The sequence below is a fragment of the uncultured Sphingomonas sp. genome, from assembly GCF_937859915.1.
GTDB lineage: Bacteria > Pseudomonadota > Alphaproteobacteria > Sphingomonadales > Sphingomonadaceae > Solisphingomonas.
In genome coordinates, this window is record NZ_CALMAW010000086.1 from 1 (window position 1) to 13,437 (window position 13,437).

17 protein-coding genes and 2 pseudogenes are annotated in these 13,437 nt (G+C 67.1%); 6 read left to right on the forward strand and 13 right to left on the reverse strand.

The window, feature by feature from the left end:
- Both Q0326_RS10980 and Q0326_RS10985 read left to right on the forward strand, forming a co-directional pair.
- Window positions 1-272: pseudogene (locus Q0326_RS10980) on the forward strand (ABC transporter substrate-binding protein); the annotation flags it as partial.
- A gap of 23 nt (window positions 273-295) precedes the next feature.
- Window positions 296-730 carry a DUF4112 domain-containing protein gene (locus Q0326_RS10985; protein ID WP_298690079.1) on the forward strand — a complete coding sequence of 145 codons (435 nt, stop codon included), beginning with the start codon at window positions 296-298 and terminating at the stop codon, window positions 728-730.
- Window positions 731-931: 201 nt separating this feature from the next.
- Here the strand turns inward: Q0326_RS10985 and Q0326_RS10990 are convergent, their stop codons facing one another.
- The 10 genes from Q0326_RS10990 to Q0326_RS11035 form a co-directional block, all read right to left on the reverse strand.
- On the reverse strand, window positions 932-1,618 hold the full coding sequence (locus Q0326_RS10990; RefSeq protein WP_298690081.1) for a ribonuclease T: 687 nt from the start codon (window positions 1,616-1,618) through the stop codon (window positions 932-934).
- A 64-nt stretch (window positions 1,619-1,682) separates the two neighbouring features.
- On the reverse strand, window positions 1,683-2,528 hold the full coding sequence (gene nadC, locus Q0326_RS10995; protein WP_298690083.1) for a carboxylating nicotinate-nucleotide diphosphorylase: 846 nt from the start codon (window positions 2,526-2,528) through the stop codon (window positions 1,683-1,685).
- A 103-nt stretch (window positions 2,529-2,631) separates the two neighbouring features.
- Entirely contained in the window at window positions 2,632-3,624 is a 993-nt protein-coding gene (gene nadA, locus Q0326_RS11000) for a quinolinate synthase NadA (RefSeq protein WP_298690086.1), read from the reverse strand.
- A 42-nt stretch (window positions 3,625-3,666) separates the two neighbouring features.
- Complete coding sequence (locus Q0326_RS11005) at window positions 3,667-4,365, reverse strand: DUF4230 domain-containing protein (protein WP_298690088.1); 699 nt, start codon at window positions 4,363-4,365, stop codon at window positions 3,667-3,669.
- A 112-nt stretch (window positions 4,366-4,477) separates the two neighbouring features.
- The gene (locus Q0326_RS11010; RefSeq protein ID WP_298690090.1) at window positions 4,478-5,314 is read right to left on the reverse strand and encodes an MBL fold metallo-hydrolase; all 837 of its coding nucleotides are present in this window, start codon (window positions 5,312-5,314) and stop codon (window positions 4,478-4,480) included.
- A 315-nt stretch (window positions 5,315-5,629) separates the two neighbouring features.
- A complete protein-coding gene (grxD, locus tag Q0326_RS11015) occupies window positions 5,630-5,965 on the reverse strand; it encodes a Grx4 family monothiol glutaredoxin (protein ID WP_298690092.1) in 336 nt (111 codons plus the stop codon).
- Window positions 5,966-5,970: 5 nt separating this feature from the next.
- Window positions 5,971-6,216 (reverse strand): BolA family transcriptional regulator, encoded by a 246-nt coding sequence (locus Q0326_RS11020; protein ID WP_298690095.1) that lies wholly within the window; start codon window positions 6,214-6,216, stop codon window positions 5,971-5,973.
- A 1-nt stretch (window position 6,217) separates the two neighbouring features.
- Window positions 6,218-6,541, reverse strand: coding sequence for a DUF1476 domain-containing protein (locus Q0326_RS11025; protein ID WP_298690099.1), 324 nt, complete (start codon window positions 6,539-6,541; stop codon window positions 6,218-6,220).
- Window positions 6,542-6,773: 232 nt separating this feature from the next.
- Window positions 6,774-7,418: a 3-oxoacid CoA-transferase subunit B gene (locus Q0326_RS11030; RefSeq protein WP_298690102.1), complete on the reverse strand. Its 645-nt coding sequence runs from the start codon at window positions 7,416-7,418 to the stop codon at window positions 6,774-6,776.
- On the reverse strand, window positions 7,418-8,128 hold the full coding sequence (locus Q0326_RS11035; protein ID WP_298690105.1) for a CoA transferase subunit A: 711 nt from the start codon (window positions 8,126-8,128) through the stop codon (window positions 7,418-7,420). Before Q0326_RS11035 ends, Q0326_RS11030 begins: the two co-directional genes overlap by 1 nt.
- A 95-nt stretch (window positions 8,129-8,223) precedes the next feature.
- Here Q0326_RS11035 and Q0326_RS11040 point away from each other — a divergent pair, with 95 nt between their 5' ends.
- Both Q0326_RS11040 and Q0326_RS11045 read left to right on the forward strand, forming a co-directional pair.
- A complete protein-coding gene (locus Q0326_RS11040; RefSeq protein ID WP_298690108.1) occupies window positions 8,224-9,888 on the forward strand; it encodes a thiamine pyrophosphate-binding protein in 1,665 nt (554 codons plus the stop codon).
- 86 nt (window positions 9,889-9,974) lie between these two features.
- Window positions 9,975-10,301, forward strand: coding sequence for a hypothetical protein (locus Q0326_RS11045; RefSeq protein ID WP_298690111.1), 327 nt, complete (start codon window positions 9,975-9,977; stop codon window positions 10,299-10,301).
- Between the two features lie 129 nt (window positions 10,302-10,430).
- On the opposite strand, the gene Q0326_RS11050 is transcribed toward Q0326_RS11045, so the two are convergent.
- The 3 genes from Q0326_RS11050 to Q0326_RS11060 all read right to left on the reverse strand — a co-directional run bounded on the left by Q0326_RS11050 (window position 10,431) and on the right by Q0326_RS11060 (window position 12,501).
- On the reverse strand, window positions 10,431-10,622 hold the full coding sequence (locus Q0326_RS11050) for a CsbD family protein (protein ID WP_298690114.1): 192 nt from the start codon (window positions 10,620-10,622) through the stop codon (window positions 10,431-10,433).
- A 96-nt stretch (window positions 10,623-10,718) separates the two neighbouring features.
- Window positions 10,719-11,726 carry a sulfur carrier protein ThiS gene (gene thiS, locus Q0326_RS11055; protein ID WP_298690117.1) on the reverse strand — a complete coding sequence of 336 codons (1,008 nt, stop codon included), beginning with the start codon at window positions 11,724-11,726 and terminating at the stop codon, window positions 10,719-10,721.
- 40 nt (window positions 11,727-11,766) lie between these two features.
- Window positions 11,767-12,501, reverse strand: coding sequence for a hypothetical protein (locus Q0326_RS11060; RefSeq protein ID WP_298690120.1), 735 nt, complete (start codon window positions 12,499-12,501; stop codon window positions 11,767-11,769).
- 133 nt (window positions 12,502-12,634) lie between these two features.
- Between Q0326_RS11060 and aroQ the strand changes: the two genes are divergently transcribed.
- Together aroQ and Q0326_RS11070 are read left to right on the forward strand one after the other, a co-directional pair.
- Window positions 12,635-13,087, forward strand: a complete 453-nt coding sequence (aroQ, locus tag Q0326_RS11065) for a type II 3-dehydroquinate dehydratase (RefSeq protein WP_298690121.1) — start codon at window positions 12,635-12,637, stop codon at window positions 13,085-13,087.
- Between the two features lie 45 nt (window positions 13,088-13,132).
- Window positions 13,133-13,437, forward strand: a pseudogene (locus tag Q0326_RS11070) (acetyl-CoA carboxylase, biotin carboxyl carrier protein); the annotation flags it as partial.

Below are 13,437 nucleotides of genomic sequence, written 5' to 3' on the forward strand. Positions count from 1 at the left end.
GCTTCTACCTGCGCGCCTTCGCGTGCGACGAACAGGTGCCATGCACCCCCGAATCGGATCAGATGCTGATCGCAGCACGCGTCGCGCCGACGCTTGCCGCGCGTGCCGCGCTGCTCCAGCAGGCAGACGCGCTGATCACGCAGACCACGGCGTTCATCGCCTTCGGTCCGCCGATCCGATGGTCGTTGGTCGCGCCCAATCTCGACCTCTACCGTGATTCGCCGCGCGCCGTGCATCCGCTGAATGAACTTCGGAGCCCCCTCAAGCGCTAATGCTCGGACCAAGGAGCGCCATCATGCCGATAGCAGACCGTCTCGACGACCTGGCCGACAAGGTTCCCGGCATGGGCCGCGATCCCGCCTCGGTGAGGCGGCGGATCGAGCATGCCGAGCATCTGCTCGAAGGCCTGTTCGTGATCCCGGTGATCAATCGCCGCATCGGCCTGGACGTGATCCTCGACGCGTTGCCCTTCGCAGGCGATGCGATCGCCGCGGCAATGGGCGGCTGGATCATCTGGGAGGCGCGCAACCTCGGCATGTCGAAATGGCAGATGGCGCGGATGGCGGGCAATGTCGGGATCGACTTCGTGCTGGGGCTGATCCCGGTGGTCGGCGCGATCCCCGATTTCTTCTTCCGCTCGAACACGATGAATCTGAAGATGATCAAGCGTCATCTGGAACGCCATCATCCGGCCTTGGCGACGATCGAGGGGCGCGTCGTCAGACGATAGACGACGCAACGCCCATCCCGTCCCTCACCCAGACCGTTCACAGCGTCCTGCTAATCACAGACGCTAACTTCGTGACCACGCTGCGGCTCGCGACAATGCCATTCTCACCCTATTTGCATGTCGGACGAACGGCTGGTTGGGCATTTCATGCCGGATCATACGGAGAACCGTCGTCGACCGCTGGCGCTCCTTTGCGCCGTTTCAGGGTGCCGACACCTTCACCCGGTCGCCCGGCTGCGCGCCGCCTTGAGCCGCCGGACAAGCCCGCGGCCGCTTGTCGAGGCCAAGGCAGATCCACACCTCGGACAGCCAACCCTGCTTGTTGAGGTTGAGCCGCATCATGTCGGCGCTCATCCCCGGATTGACGGCGGCAAAAGCGGTCTGGAATGCGCCGACGGTCATCCCGCGCCGATGCGACAGCATCGCCATGTCCGGCGCATGGATGCCGTCATAGAGACGGTCTTCAAGCGTGAAATAGCTCACCGGATCGCTGGCCATGCAGCTGCCATGCTTTGCCCATTCATGTTGAAGCAGCTGCGGCGCCGGCGTCGCACGGACGCCCGCGGCGATCTGCGCGTCGGTCAGCAGGCCGACCGGGTGGCAATATTGCGGCCAGAGATTGGGGCCGGCGCCGTCGGGCCAAAGCCCGTGCAGGGTGAAGCCGTGCGCGCTCGCCCCAATGCATTCGGGATCGGCACCATCGCGCGGATGGCGCTGGCTGGAATAGCAATGTTCGGGAGTCCAGATCAGCGACAGCGTATAGCCCGTCGTCGGAACCCGCCGCACCGGCTGGTCGCCGCTCGGCAGTTCGGCGTGGGTCCGCGCGATCTGCGCCACCGCCAGCGAGGGCGTCAGCAACGCCGCGACCAGGATCAGCAACCACCGCATCGCACGCTCCCTCGAATCGGAACATAGGCCGAACATATCATGTCGTCGCGATCTTGCAACAAGCTCAGGCGAGCGCGAGATCGAGCCCGATATCTGCCGCCGGCGCCGACTGCGTGAGCCGGCCGACCGAGATATAGGTGACGCCGGTGTCGGCGATTGCGCGGATCGTGTCCAGCCGCACCCCGCCCGACGCCTCGGTCGGCACGCGCCCGCCGACCAGCGTCACCGCGCCGCGCAGGGTCGAAGCCTCCATATTGTCGAGCAGAAGATGCGTCGCGCCGGCGGCCAGCGCCGGCTCGATCTGGTCGATGCGGTCGACCTCGACGATGATCCGCGCGATACCCGCACGCTTCGCCCGCGCGACGGCCTCACCGACGCCGCCGGCGACCGCGACATGATTGTCCTTGATCATCGCCGCGTCCCACAGTCCCATGCGGTGATTGGTCGCGCCACCCATCCGCGTCGCATATTTTTCGAGCGAACGCAGGCCGGGGATCGTCTTGCGCGTGTCGAGCAGGATCGCGCCGGTGCCTGCGATCGCATCGACATAGGTTCGCGCCAGCGTCGCGACGCCGGACAGGTGCTGGAGCGTGTTGAGCGCTGAGCGCTCGGCGGTGAGCATCGCGCGCGCGGCACCGTCTATGCGCATCAGCGTCGTACCGCGCGCGACCTTGTCGCCGTCCTGAACCAGCGCCTCGATCGCGACGTCGGGATCGAGGCGACGGAAGAAGGCCGCGGCGATCGGAAGGCCGGCGACCGCGATGTCGTCGCGGCTGACCAGCGCGCCGTGGAAGCGCGCGTCGGCGGGAATGACGGCGGCAGAGGTGATGTCGCCGCCGTCGCCCAGATCCTCGGCGAGCGTCGCGGTCAGGAAGGCGTCGAGGTCGAAGGCGGGAAGGTCAAAGCTCATGGTCGTATAGTACCCCGTTCGTCCCGAGCGTAGTCGAGGGACAGGCTGCAAACGCTGCGCTGACGTGCCTCGACTTCGCTCGGCACGAACGGCTATTGCGCGGTCAGCCCGCCGGTCGGCCGACATCCCCCTGCCCCACGGTCCTGCCCGCCATCTCCAACATCCGGTCGAGCGGCTTCTTGGCGGCCAGCCGCGTCGCCTCGTCGAGCTCGATCTGGGGCTCCATGTCGCGCAGCGCGACGTACAGCTTCTCCATCGTGTTCATCGCCATGTACGGGCACATGTTGCAGTTGCAATTGCCGTCGGCGCCCGGCGCACCGATGAACGTCTTGTGGGGCGCCGCCTTCTCCATCTGGTGGATGATGTGCGGCTCGGTCGCGACGATGATCGTCTGCGCCGGGCTGCGCAGCGCGAAGTCGAGGATCGCGCGCGTCGAGCCGACCTCGTCGGCATGATCGAGGATGAACGCCGGGCATTCCGGATGCGCCGCGACCGGCGCGCCCGGATAGCGCTGCTTGAGCTTGAGCAGCTCGGTCTCCGAGAACGCCTCGTGGACGATACACGCGCCGGGCCACAGCAGCATGTCGCGGCCGGTCTTGCGGTTGAACCAGGCGCCCAGATTCTTATCCGGCGCGAAGATGATCTTCTGGTCCATCGGCAGCTGCGCCAGGATCTTCTCGGCCGACGAAGAGGTGACGATGATGTCGCTGTGCGCCTTCACCGCCGCCGAGCAATTTATATAGGTCAGCGCGATGTGATCGGGGTGCGCGGCGCGGAACTGGGCGAACTGCTCGGGCGGGCAGCTGTCCTCGAGCGAACAGCCGGCGGCCATGTCGGGCAGGATCACCGTCTTCTGCGGGCTGAGGATCTTGGCGACCTCGGCCATGAAGCGGACGCCGCAGAAGGCGATCACATCCGCGTCGGTCGCCGCCGCCTTGGCCGAGAGATCGAGGCTGTCGCCGACGAAGTCAGCGATGTCCTGGATGTCGGGCGTCTGGTAATAATGCGCGAGGATGACGGCGTTGCGTTCCTTGCGTAGCCGATCGATCTCGGACTTGAGATCGAGACCGCGCAGGCTCTGGACGGGGGCGTTCATGGGCGATCAACTCCTGTTGCCGCGCACATAGGCGCGCACGCCTCAGTGCGAAAGCCCGAAGACCTGGGCGAGCGACCGAGAGCGATCCATCGGCACATAGGGCGCGGCCGCCGGGAAGCCGGGCTCGTCGGCGAAGCGCACGCGGATTTGTGGATCGAGCCCGGCTGCCTTGAGGGGCAGCGCAAAATTCTGCGTCACCGCCTGCCGCGCCGCGGTGCGCGCAATCCCCATCGGTACCGCCTCGCGCGCCTGGCGGACGAGCTCGGCCTCGGCCGCCTTGCGATTCGACGCGTCGAGCGTCTCGCGGCTGTCGGTGAGGCGGAGCAGCAGCCCGCCGCCGTCATAGGCGCGCATCCGCGACGGATCGATCTCGGGGCCCTCGAGCAGCAGCGGCGGCAGCACGACGTCGAGCGTGTGGCTGTCGCCATGCCAGGTCACCGCGTTCGGCGTCAGCCGCGCGAGATCGACCTCGTAGCGGACCCGGCCAGGCATGATCAGCGTGCGCTGCGCCGACAGGCCGAAGCGCTGCTGACTGGACGTCACCACCGCGACATAGGTCGCAACCAAGGCGGTCAGCCGGTTCTCGGCCTGCAACCCCTGCAGGCTGGCGGTGGCGATCGTCTCGGGCGATGTCGGCGACCACAGACGGTCGAGCGCATGCTTGCCGACGAGCGCGAGGCCGCCGGCGATCAACAGGAACGCGAGCACAATCCCGAGCAGCACTTTCAGCACGGTGTTCATGCCGTACGGTTCCCCGACGAAGGCTGGGGTCCAGGCCCGCACGCTCTGTCGCGCGCCGCGCCTGCCACGAGCTGGGGCCTGGGCCCCGGCTTTCGCCGGGGAACATAGGCGCTCACGCCGCCAGGCTCCACAACTCGCCCGCCTCTGCGATCCGCCCGCGCGACCGCAGGTCGACGAGATGCGCGAGCACGCTGGCGCCCGCCGCCGTGGTCAGCCGGGGGTCGAGCCCGACATACATCGCCGCGACCATCTCGGCGACCGAGCGCGGCGCCGCGGCGAGCAGCTTCAATATTTGGTTTTCGCGCTGGCGCCGGTGCCCGATCATCCCGCGCACCAGCCGCTGCGGCTTGGTCACCGGATCGCCGTGCGCGGGGAAATAGACCGCCTCGTCACGCCCGAGCAGCTTGTCGAGGCTGGCGAGATAGGCGCCCATGTCGCCATCGGGGGGCACCACGACGCTGGTCGACCAACCCATGACATGATCGCCGCTGAACAAGGCGTTCGCCTCGGGCAGCGCGAAGCAGAGATGATTCGACGTGTGTCCGGGCGTGGCGATCGCCTCGAGCGTCCAGCCGGGGCCGGTGACTCTGTCCCCCTCGACCATGATCCGATCGGGGGCGTAGCTATGGTCGAAGCCTGCCTCGAGACCGCTGCCCTCGCGCGCCAGGATCGGCGCGCAGCCGACGACGGGTGCGCCCGTCGCGGCGGCGAGCGGGGCGGCCGCCGGCGTATGATCGCGGTGGGTGTGCGTGCAGACGATCCCGACGATGCGTTCGCCGGCAGTGGCCGCCAGGATCGCCGCGACATGCTCGGCAATGTCGGGGCCGGGATCGATCACCGCGACCTCGCCGTGGCCGACGATATGCGTCTGCGTGCCGGTGTTGGTGAAGGGCGACGGATTGGGCGCCAGCACGCGGCGGACCAGCGGATGGACGGTTTCGGTGGTCACGCTACGTCTCCCATCCGCATCGCTCCCCCTCCGTTCGGCCTGCGCGCCGTTGAAGGGCAGCTACCGGCCGCGCGTGGCCTTCGACGGCGCTCAGGCCAAACGGGAATGGAGCGTGCGGCATGTCGATATTTCTGACAGTCGTTAGCCCGGCAGGGTCGCCGTTAACCAGTGTGTGCCGCCGGAAAGCGTGGATCGACAGAATTGGCACGCCGTCTGCATAATCATAAGCGTTCCCATGTTCCCGCGAACACCGGCGGGCCGGCGCGCTTCCCCCAAGCGCTGGCCCGCCACCCCGCGGCCCCGGAACGCACCCGATCAGGCGACCTTGGCGGCGACGCCCGACTTCTGCATCAGCTCGGCCAGCTCGCCGCTCTCGTACATCTCCATCATGATGTCCGATCCGCCGACGAACTCGCCCTTGACGTAGAGCTGCGGGATCGTCGGCCAATCCGAGAATTGCTTGATCCCCTGGCGGATGCCCTGGTCCTGCAGCACGTCGACCGAGCCATATTCGACCCCGAGATGCTCGAGGATGGCAATCGCGCGGCTCGAGAAGCCGCACTGCGGAAAGAGCGGCGAGCCCTTCATGAACAGCAGCACTTCATGGGCATTCACGGTATCGGCGATACGCGCCTGGACGTCGTCGTTCATCGTCTTCACTCCGTTATGGTGAGGGGTACGGCGGTGGTGAGCTGGAGCGCGTGCAGCACGCCGCCCATGCGCCCACCCAGCGCCGCGTAGACAGTCTGGTGCTGGCGCACCCGCGAGACCCCCCGAAAACTCTCCGCCACCACCCGCGCCGCGTAATGGTCGCCGTCGCCGGCGAGATCGGTGATCTCGACCTCGGCATCGGGAATGCCCGAGCGGATCAGCGCCGCGATCTCGTCCGCTGCCATGCCCATCTCAGATCGACCCCAGCAGCTGGCGCTTCGCCTCGACGAGCTTCTCGTCCATCTTCTGGCGGATATCGGACTCGTCGATCTCGACCAGCGCGGACAGCAGATCGCCGTGCAGCTTGCGCACGACATCCTCGTCGCCCGATTCTTCGAACTCTGCCTGGACGACCGAGCGCGCATAGGCTTCGGACTCTTCGGGGGTCAGCTTCATCAGATCGGCCGCCCACACGCCGAGCAGGCGGTTGCGCCGGGCGGTGACGCGGAAGAGCATCTCTTCCTCATGCGCGAACTTGTTCTCGAACGCCTTCTCGCGCTCATCGAAGGTGGTCATAGGCGCAATTCCGTCCCCAGTCGTTTCGGCCAAGGAGATAGGAGGCCTGCCCGCGCCACGCAACGGCCCGCCGCGGTGTCGGCTATTCTTACAGGGAGACGTCCGCCCCCGTTCGCACTGAGCGCAGTCGAAGTGCGTGTTGCAGGCGCCGCGCCTATGTTCGGTCCTTCGACGTCGCTCAGGACGAACGGTAGAGGGAGGCAGTCCTTCGCTCAGCACGAAAGGGGTGGGATCAGGCGAGCGCTACCTGATACGTTGCCGTCACCTTGGCGGCGACCTCGTCAGCGGTCACCCCCGGCGCGAGCTCGACCAGCCGGAATGCGCTCGCATGGTCCATCCGGCTGAACACGCAATATTCGGTGACGATCATGTCGACGACATTCTTGCCGGTGAGCGGCAGCGTGCAGGCCGGGATGAACTTAGGGCTGCCGTCCTTGGCGGCGAGGTCCATCACCACGATGATCTTCTTGACGCCCGCGACGAGGTCCATCGCGCCGCCCATGCCCTTGACCATCTTGCCCGTGATCATCCAGTTGGCGATGTCGCCGTCCTGACTGATCTCCATCGCACCGAGCACGGCGAGATCGATATGCCCGCCGCGGATCATCGCGAAGCTGTCCGCGGACGAGAAGAAACTCGTCGAGGGCAGTTCGGAGACCGTCTGCTTGCCGGCATTGATGAGGTCGGGATCCTCCTCGCCCTCGAAGGGAAATGGTCCGATACCGAGCATACCGTTCTCGGACTGCAGCGTCACCTCGACGCCCGCCGGGATGTGGTTCGCCACCAGCGTCGGGATGCCGATACCGAGGTTGACGTAGAAACCGTCCTTGAGTTCGCGGGCGGCGCGTGCCGCCATCTCGTCGCGGGTCCAGGGCATCAGGCGGCCTCCCTCTGGCGCACGGTTCGAAACTCGATCTGCTTGTCGTAGGGCGCGCCCAGGATCAGCCGGTTGACGTAGATGCCCGGCAGATGGATCGCGTCGGGATCGAGCGACCCGACCGGCACGATCTCCTCGACCTCGGCGACGCAGAGCTTGCCCGCGGTCGCCGCCGGCGCGTTGAAGTTGCGCGCGGTCTTGCGGAAGATGAGGTTGCCGGCTTCGTCGGCCTTCCAGCCCTTGATGATCGCGAGATCGGCGCGGATGCCGCGCTCGAGGATATACTCTTCGCCGTCGAAGCTTTTGACCTCCTTGCCCTCGGCGATCAGCGTGCCGACGCCGGTCTTGGTGTAGAAGCCGGGGATGCCCGCGCCGCCCGCGCGCAGCCGCTCGGCGAGCGTGCCTTGCGGCGTGAATTCGACCTCGAGTTCCCCGCTCAGATACTGCCGCTCGAACTCCTTGTTCTCGCCGACATAGCTGGCGATCATCTTCTTGACCTGCCTTGTGCGCAACAGCTTGCCGATGCCCTGCCCGTCGATGCCGGCATTGTTCGAGGCGAAGGTCAGGTCTTTCGTGCCCGCCGCCTGGATCGCGTCGATCAGCCGTTCGGGCACGCCGCACAGGCCGAAGCCGCCGCTGGCGATCGTCATGCCGTCGAACAGCACGCCGTCGAGCGCGGCCGCCGCATCCGGATAGATTTTGTTCGCCATGGTGCCTCCCGCATCGGTTCTTGGGCGATCGACTATCAGCCCCGGCGCCGGAGCGGAAGCTGGCATGTCGGACGCCCACGCCTTACCTGTGGGCGATGAATCAGATATCTCCGCCAAGCCGCACCGGCGGCCGCATCCTCGTCGACCAGTTGCTCGCGCAAGGCTGCGACCGCCTGTTTTGCGTACCCGGCGAATCCTATCTCGCCGTTCTCGACGCACTGCATGATTCGCCCGCGATCGATCTCGTCGTCTGCAGGCAGGAGGGTGGCGCCGCCTATATGGCCGAGGCCGACGGCAAGCTGACTGGCCGCCCCGGCATCTGTTTCGTGACCCGCGGACCAGGCGCAACGAATGCATCGATCGGCGTTCACACGGCGATGCAGGATTCGACCCCGATGATCCTGTTCGTCGGCGACGTTGCGCGCGATGCCCGCGACCGTGAGGGCTTCCAGGAGATCGATTTTCCCGCGATGTTCGCGCCGCTCGCCAAATGGGCGGCGCGGATCGACGATGCGCGGCGCATCCCCGAATATGTCGCGCGCGCCTACGCCGTCGCGCTGTCGGGCCGGCCGGGGCCGGTGGTGCTGGCGCTACCCGAGGACATGCTGCGCGACACGGTCGAGGCGATCGATCGCCCGCGCGTCGTGCGGCCGCCGCAGATCCCCGATCCGCGCGCGATCGAGGCGCTCACCGACCTGCTGCGCGACGCCGCCGCCCCGCTCGCGATCGTCGGCGGCGCGGACTGGGATGCGGGCGCGGCGCATAATTTCGCCGAATGGGCCGAGTCGCTCGGCCTGCCCGTCGCCAGCGCCTTCCGCCGCCAGGATGCGATCGCCAACGCCTCGCCGGTGTGGGCGGGCAATCTCGGCTACGGTCCCAATCCCAAACTGGTCGCGCGCGTGAAGGCGGCGGACCTGCTCATCGTCGTCGGTGCGCGGCTCGGCGAGGCGACCACCGATGGCTACACCCTCATCACCCCCGAGCATCCCGGGCAGATACTCGTCCACGTCCATCCCGACCCGGTCGAATTGCAGTCGGTCTATCGCACCGATCTCGCGATCTGCGCGGATGCGCACGAGTTCGCTGACGCGCTGGTCCATGGCGAGCACGACATTCTCCCCTTCAACGACGGCGCCGAGGCCCATGCCGAATGGGAGGCGTGGAGCACGCCGGCGCCGCGCGATGGCGTCCGTCTCGATCTCGGGCAGTGCGTCGCCACGATGCGCGACGCTCTCCCGGCCGACACCGCGATCTGCAACGGTGCTGGCAATTACGCGGGCTGGTGGCATCGCTATTGGCGCTACGGACCGCGTGGCACGCAACTCGCGCCGACCAACGGATCGATGGGCTATGGCGTCCCCGCCGCGATCGCGGCCGCGCTGCGCACGCCGGAGCGGCGCGTCGTCGCGCTGGCCGGCGACGGCTGCTTCCTGATGAACGGGCAGGAACTGGCGACCGCGGTCGCGCACGCCCTCCGCCTGCTCGTCATCGTCGTCGACAATGCGACCTACGGCACGATTCGCATGCATCAGGAGCGCGAATATCCCGGTCGAGTATCCGGCACCGGCCTCGCCAATCCCGATTTCGCCGCGCTCGCTCGCGCTTATGGCGGCTGGGCGGAGACGGTCGAGGCGACCGCCGACTTCGCCCCCGCGCTTGCCCGTGCGCTGGCGCAACCGGGCCTGGCCCTGCTCCATCTCAAGACCGATATCGAACAGATCACGGCCGCGACCACGCTTGCCAAGATGAACGCCCGATAAAGTCGCCATTCCCGCGCCGTTCACACCGACTCGCCTAAACACTTGTCATGCGGTTCACCGACCGCGGAACAGGATGGAGAGTTCAGATGCATCGCATCATCAAGGGTCTCGTCGCCGCCAGCCTCATCGCCGGCACGACGCTCGCCGCGACCGCGCCTGCGGAAGCCCGCTACCATGGCGGATATGGCTATCATGGCGGCTGGCATCATGGCGGGATCGGCACGGGTGGTGCGATCGGTCTCGGCCTGCTCGGCCTCGGCGTCGGCGCCGCGATCGCCTCGTCCGATCGTCACCCCGGCTATTATGGCGGTGGCTATTACGCCCCGCCGCCCCCGCCGCCCGTCTACTACGCGCCGCCCCCGCCGCCGCCCTATGGCTATTATGGTGGATATGGCGGCGGCTACGGCTACTGACGACGACATGCGGCGATCCGAAAGGGTCGCCGCTTTTATTCGTGACAAGCAGGCCGGCCGGCTGCCGAGACGAAAAAGGGGCGCCGTCACCGCAGTGACGACGCCCTTTCTCCTGCGCGACGAGCAGACTTAAAGCTTGTCGACGACGCCCTTGACCGCGCCCTTGGCGTTGCCGACGCCCTGCTGGACGTGGCCCTTACCCTCTTGCGCCGCGCCGTCGGCCTGCATCTCGCCATCGTTGGTCGTGTCGCCGATCGCCTGCTTCACCTTGCCGGCAACTTCGTTGGCGACGCCTTTGACCTTGTCGGTGAACTCGCTCATCTGAAATCTCCTGGCTGGGCACGGCGTTATGCCGCGTTGCCAAAGAGAACTGTCGAGAGACCATTACGGTTCCGTCCGGCTTTCGTCGTGCTTGCCTTAGATCAAGCCGGCAAGCGGACTGGACGGATCGGCATAGCGGCGGATTCCCATGCGGCCGGCGCGATAGGACAGCCGCCCCGCCTCGACCGCCGCCTTCATCGCGCGCGCCATCAGGATCGGATCCTTGGCCTCGGCGATCGCGGTGTTCATCAGCACGCCGTCGCAGCCAAGCTCCATCGCCACCGCCGCATCCGACGCCGAACCGACGCCGGCATCGACCAGCACCGGCACCGTGGCGCCCTCGACGATCAGCCGGATCGTCACGCGGTTCTGGATGCCCAGCCCCGATCCGATCGGCGCGCCGAGCGGCATGATCGCGACCGCGCCGACATTTTCGAGGCGCTTCGCCGCGATCGGATCGTCGACGCAATAGACCATCGGCTTGAAGCCTTCATTCGCCAAGATCTCGGTCGCGCGCAGCGTTTCGACCATGTCGGGGTAGAGCGTCCGCGCCTCGCCCAGCACCTCGAGCTTGACCAGCTCCCAGCCGCCCGCCTCGCGTGCCAGCCGCAGCGTGCGGATCGCCGATTCCGCATCGAAGCAGCCCGCCGTGTTGGGCAGATAGGTGATCTTCTTGGGGTCGATATAATCGGTCAACATCGGCGCGTTGCGATCGGAGACGTTGACCCGGCGTACCGCGACGGTGACGATTTCGGCGCCCGACGCCTCGACCGCTGCCGCGTTCTGCGCGAAATCCTTATACTTGCCCGTGCCGACGATCAGTCGCGAGCGGAAGCTCTTGCCCGCCACCGTCCAGCCGTCCTCGATCACCGGCGCCGCATGATCGCCGCCGCCGACGAAATGGACGATCTCGAGCTCGTCGCCATCCTCGACCAGCACCTCGGTCAGCGTCGAGCGCGGCACCACTTCGAGATTGCGCTCGACCGCGATCTTGCTGGGTTCGAGCCCGAGCACTTCGCTCGCGAGCTGCGCCAGCGTGATGCCGGCGGCGATGCGGCGATGCTCGCCATTGACCACGATGCTGAGGGTGCCGTCTGCTTGCATGGATGCGCTCCTTGGGAGCGGTCGATCTAAGCGTCCGCGCTCAAACCGGCAACCGCATCGCCCATTCCCCCAGCACGCGCATGAACGGCATGAAGCCAAGCGGGAACATCAGGATCTGGCTCGCGATCAGCAGCGGGCCGCCGATCTTCCACACCCGGTGAACGCGGCCGCGGGTACGCATATCGTAGACGACACCAGCGAGGATCACCCAGTCGGGCGTCACGAAGGCCGAGAAGGGCATCCATGGGCGCAACGCTGGCATGCGCGCCAGCGCCGGCGCGATCAGCACCACCAATGACAGCTGGATCAGCCGCTTGTGCGCCTCCGTGTCCCGCCGCTTGACGATCGCCAGCGCCACGATCGTGGCGAAGCTGACCATCCCCACCATGTTGACCGTGAAGAAGGCGGTGGGCGTCGGGAAGACGGGTGGCGTCCCCGTTTTCATCGAGGCGGCGGTGGCGAGCAGGATCAGCACGACCATTGCCGCGGCCACGCCGGCCCCGACATAGCCGAGGCGGCGATGCAGGCGGCGCTGGCCGGACGCGATCAGCAGCGGCTGCACAATGGTCAGCGCGATCCAGGCCGTGAACACGGCGCCGTGCACGATCGCGAGCCCGGTCAGCGGATCCATCGCCGGCGTGCCGAGCATCGGCCGCAGAAACCAGCTCGGCGCGAAGCCCGCAAAGACCATTGCCGCCACGACGATCGGCACCGTCGAATAAAAGACGCGGTCGGCGCGAATTCGCGCCATCGCATTGTTCGCTGCGGTCGCCATGCCACTTCCCCCCGAAAGCCCCTCTGGAAGTCGAGTGATCGCGCCCGCGCCGATCGTGGGTCAAGTGCGGTTTGCCTAATCGTTACCCGGCCCGCTAAGATGCGCGGCCAACCACTCAAGGAAACGACGCGGCATGCCCGAAGCGCCCGCCTCAAGGCCCATCGTCTTCGTGCTCAACGGTCCCAATCTCAACATGCTGGGCCTGCGCGAACCCGAGATCTACGGCTCTGATACGCTCGACGACATCGCCGGCATGCTCGAGGATCGTGCACGCGAGCTCGGGCTCGACGTCGACACCCGCCAGTCCAATCACGAGGGACATCTGGTCGACTGGATCCAGCACGCCAATGCCGAGGGCGCGAAGGCGGTACTGCTCAACGCGGGCGCCTATACGCACACGTCGGTCGCGATCCACGACGCTATCAAGGCGGTGACGGTGCCGGTCATCGAGGTCCACCTCTCCAACCCGCATAGGCGCGAGGCCTTTCGTCATGTCAGCCTTGTCGGCCAGGCGGCGAAGGGAACGGTGGCGGGTTTTGGTGCCTTATCCTACCTGCTCGCGCTGGACGCGGCCGCCAAGCTCTGACAGACGCTGGCGCCACGGGTTCAAGAACAGAAAGAGGGTCTTGTCATGACCGATACTTCCGAAGGCGCCACCGGCGCCCCCATGCAGATCGATGCCGGGCTGGTTCGCCAGCTCGCCGAGCTGCTCGACACCACCCGGCTGACCGAGATCGAGGTGCAGGACGGCGATCGCCGGATTCGCGTCGCACGCACCGTAACGATGGCGGCGCCCGCTCCCACGCCTGCGGTGCAGCTTGCTGCGCCCGCGGTTGAGCTGTCCGCCGGCGCGGCCGTCGCCGGCGCACCGGCCTCGGCGGCGCCCGCCCCCGCGCTGGCGCCGCCGACCGATCATCCCGGCCTGGTCAAGTCGCC

Bases quoted from the DNA above. Each gene is read 5' to 3' on its own strand.
- Q0326_RS11020 (WP_298690095.1), bottom strand. From the start codon at position 6,216: ATGGGCATGGCAGCGGACGAGATCGCGGCGCTGATCCGCTCGGGCATT.
- thiS (WP_298690117.1), bottom strand. From the start codon at position 11,726: ATGCAAGCAGACGGCACCCTCAGCATCGTGGTCAATGGCGAGCATCGC.
- Q0326_RS11030 (WP_298690102.1), bottom strand. From the start codon at position 7,418: ATGCCCTGGACCCGCGACGAGATGGCGGCACGCGCCGCCCGCGAACTC.
- Q0326_RS11050 (WP_298690114.1), bottom strand. From the start codon at position 10,622: ATGAGCGAGTTCACCGACAAGGTCAAAGGCGTCGCCAACGAAGTTGCC.
- Q0326_RS11035 (WP_298690105.1), bottom strand. From the start codon at position 8,128: ATGGCGAACAAAATCTATCCGGATGCGGCGGCCGCGCTCGACGGCGTG.
- Q0326_RS11040 (WP_298690108.1), top strand. From the start codon at position 8,224: ATGAATCAGATATCTCCGCCAAGCCGCACCGGCGGCCGCATCCTCGTC.
- Q0326_RS10990 (WP_298690081.1), bottom strand. From the start codon at position 1,618: ATGCGGTGGTTGCTGATCCTGGTCGCGGCGTTGCTGACGCCCTCGCTG.
- Q0326_RS11025 (WP_298690099.1), bottom strand. From the start codon at position 6,541: ATGACCACCTTCGATGAGCGCGAGAAGGCGTTCGAGAACAAGTTCGCG.
- Q0326_RS11005 (WP_298690088.1), bottom strand. From the start codon at position 4,365: ATGAACACCGTGCTGAAAGTGCTGCTCGGGATTGTGCTCGCGTTCCTG.
- grxD (WP_298690092.1), bottom strand. From the start codon at position 5,965: ATGAACGACGACGTCCAGGCGCGTATCGCCGATACCGTGAATGCCCAT.
- nadA (WP_298690086.1), bottom strand. From the start codon at position 3,624: ATGAACGCCCCCGTCCAGAGCCTGCGCGGTCTCGATCTCAAGTCCGAG.
- nadC (WP_298690083.1), bottom strand. From the start codon at position 2,528: ATGAGCTTTGACCTTCCCGCCTTCGACCTCGACGCCTTCCTGACCGCG.
- Q0326_RS11045 (WP_298690111.1), top strand. From the start codon at position 9,975: ATGCATCGCATCATCAAGGGTCTCGTCGCCGCCAGCCTCATCGCCGGC.
- aroQ (WP_298690121.1), top strand. From the start codon at position 12,635: ATGCCCGAAGCGCCCGCCTCAAGGCCCATCGTCTTCGTGCTCAACGGT.
- Q0326_RS10985 (WP_298690079.1), top strand. From the start codon at position 296: ATGCCGATAGCAGACCGTCTCGACGACCTGGCCGACAAGGTTCCCGGC.
- Q0326_RS11060 (WP_298690120.1), bottom strand. From the start codon at position 12,501: ATGGCGACCGCAGCGAACAATGCGATGGCGCGAATTCGCGCCGACCGC.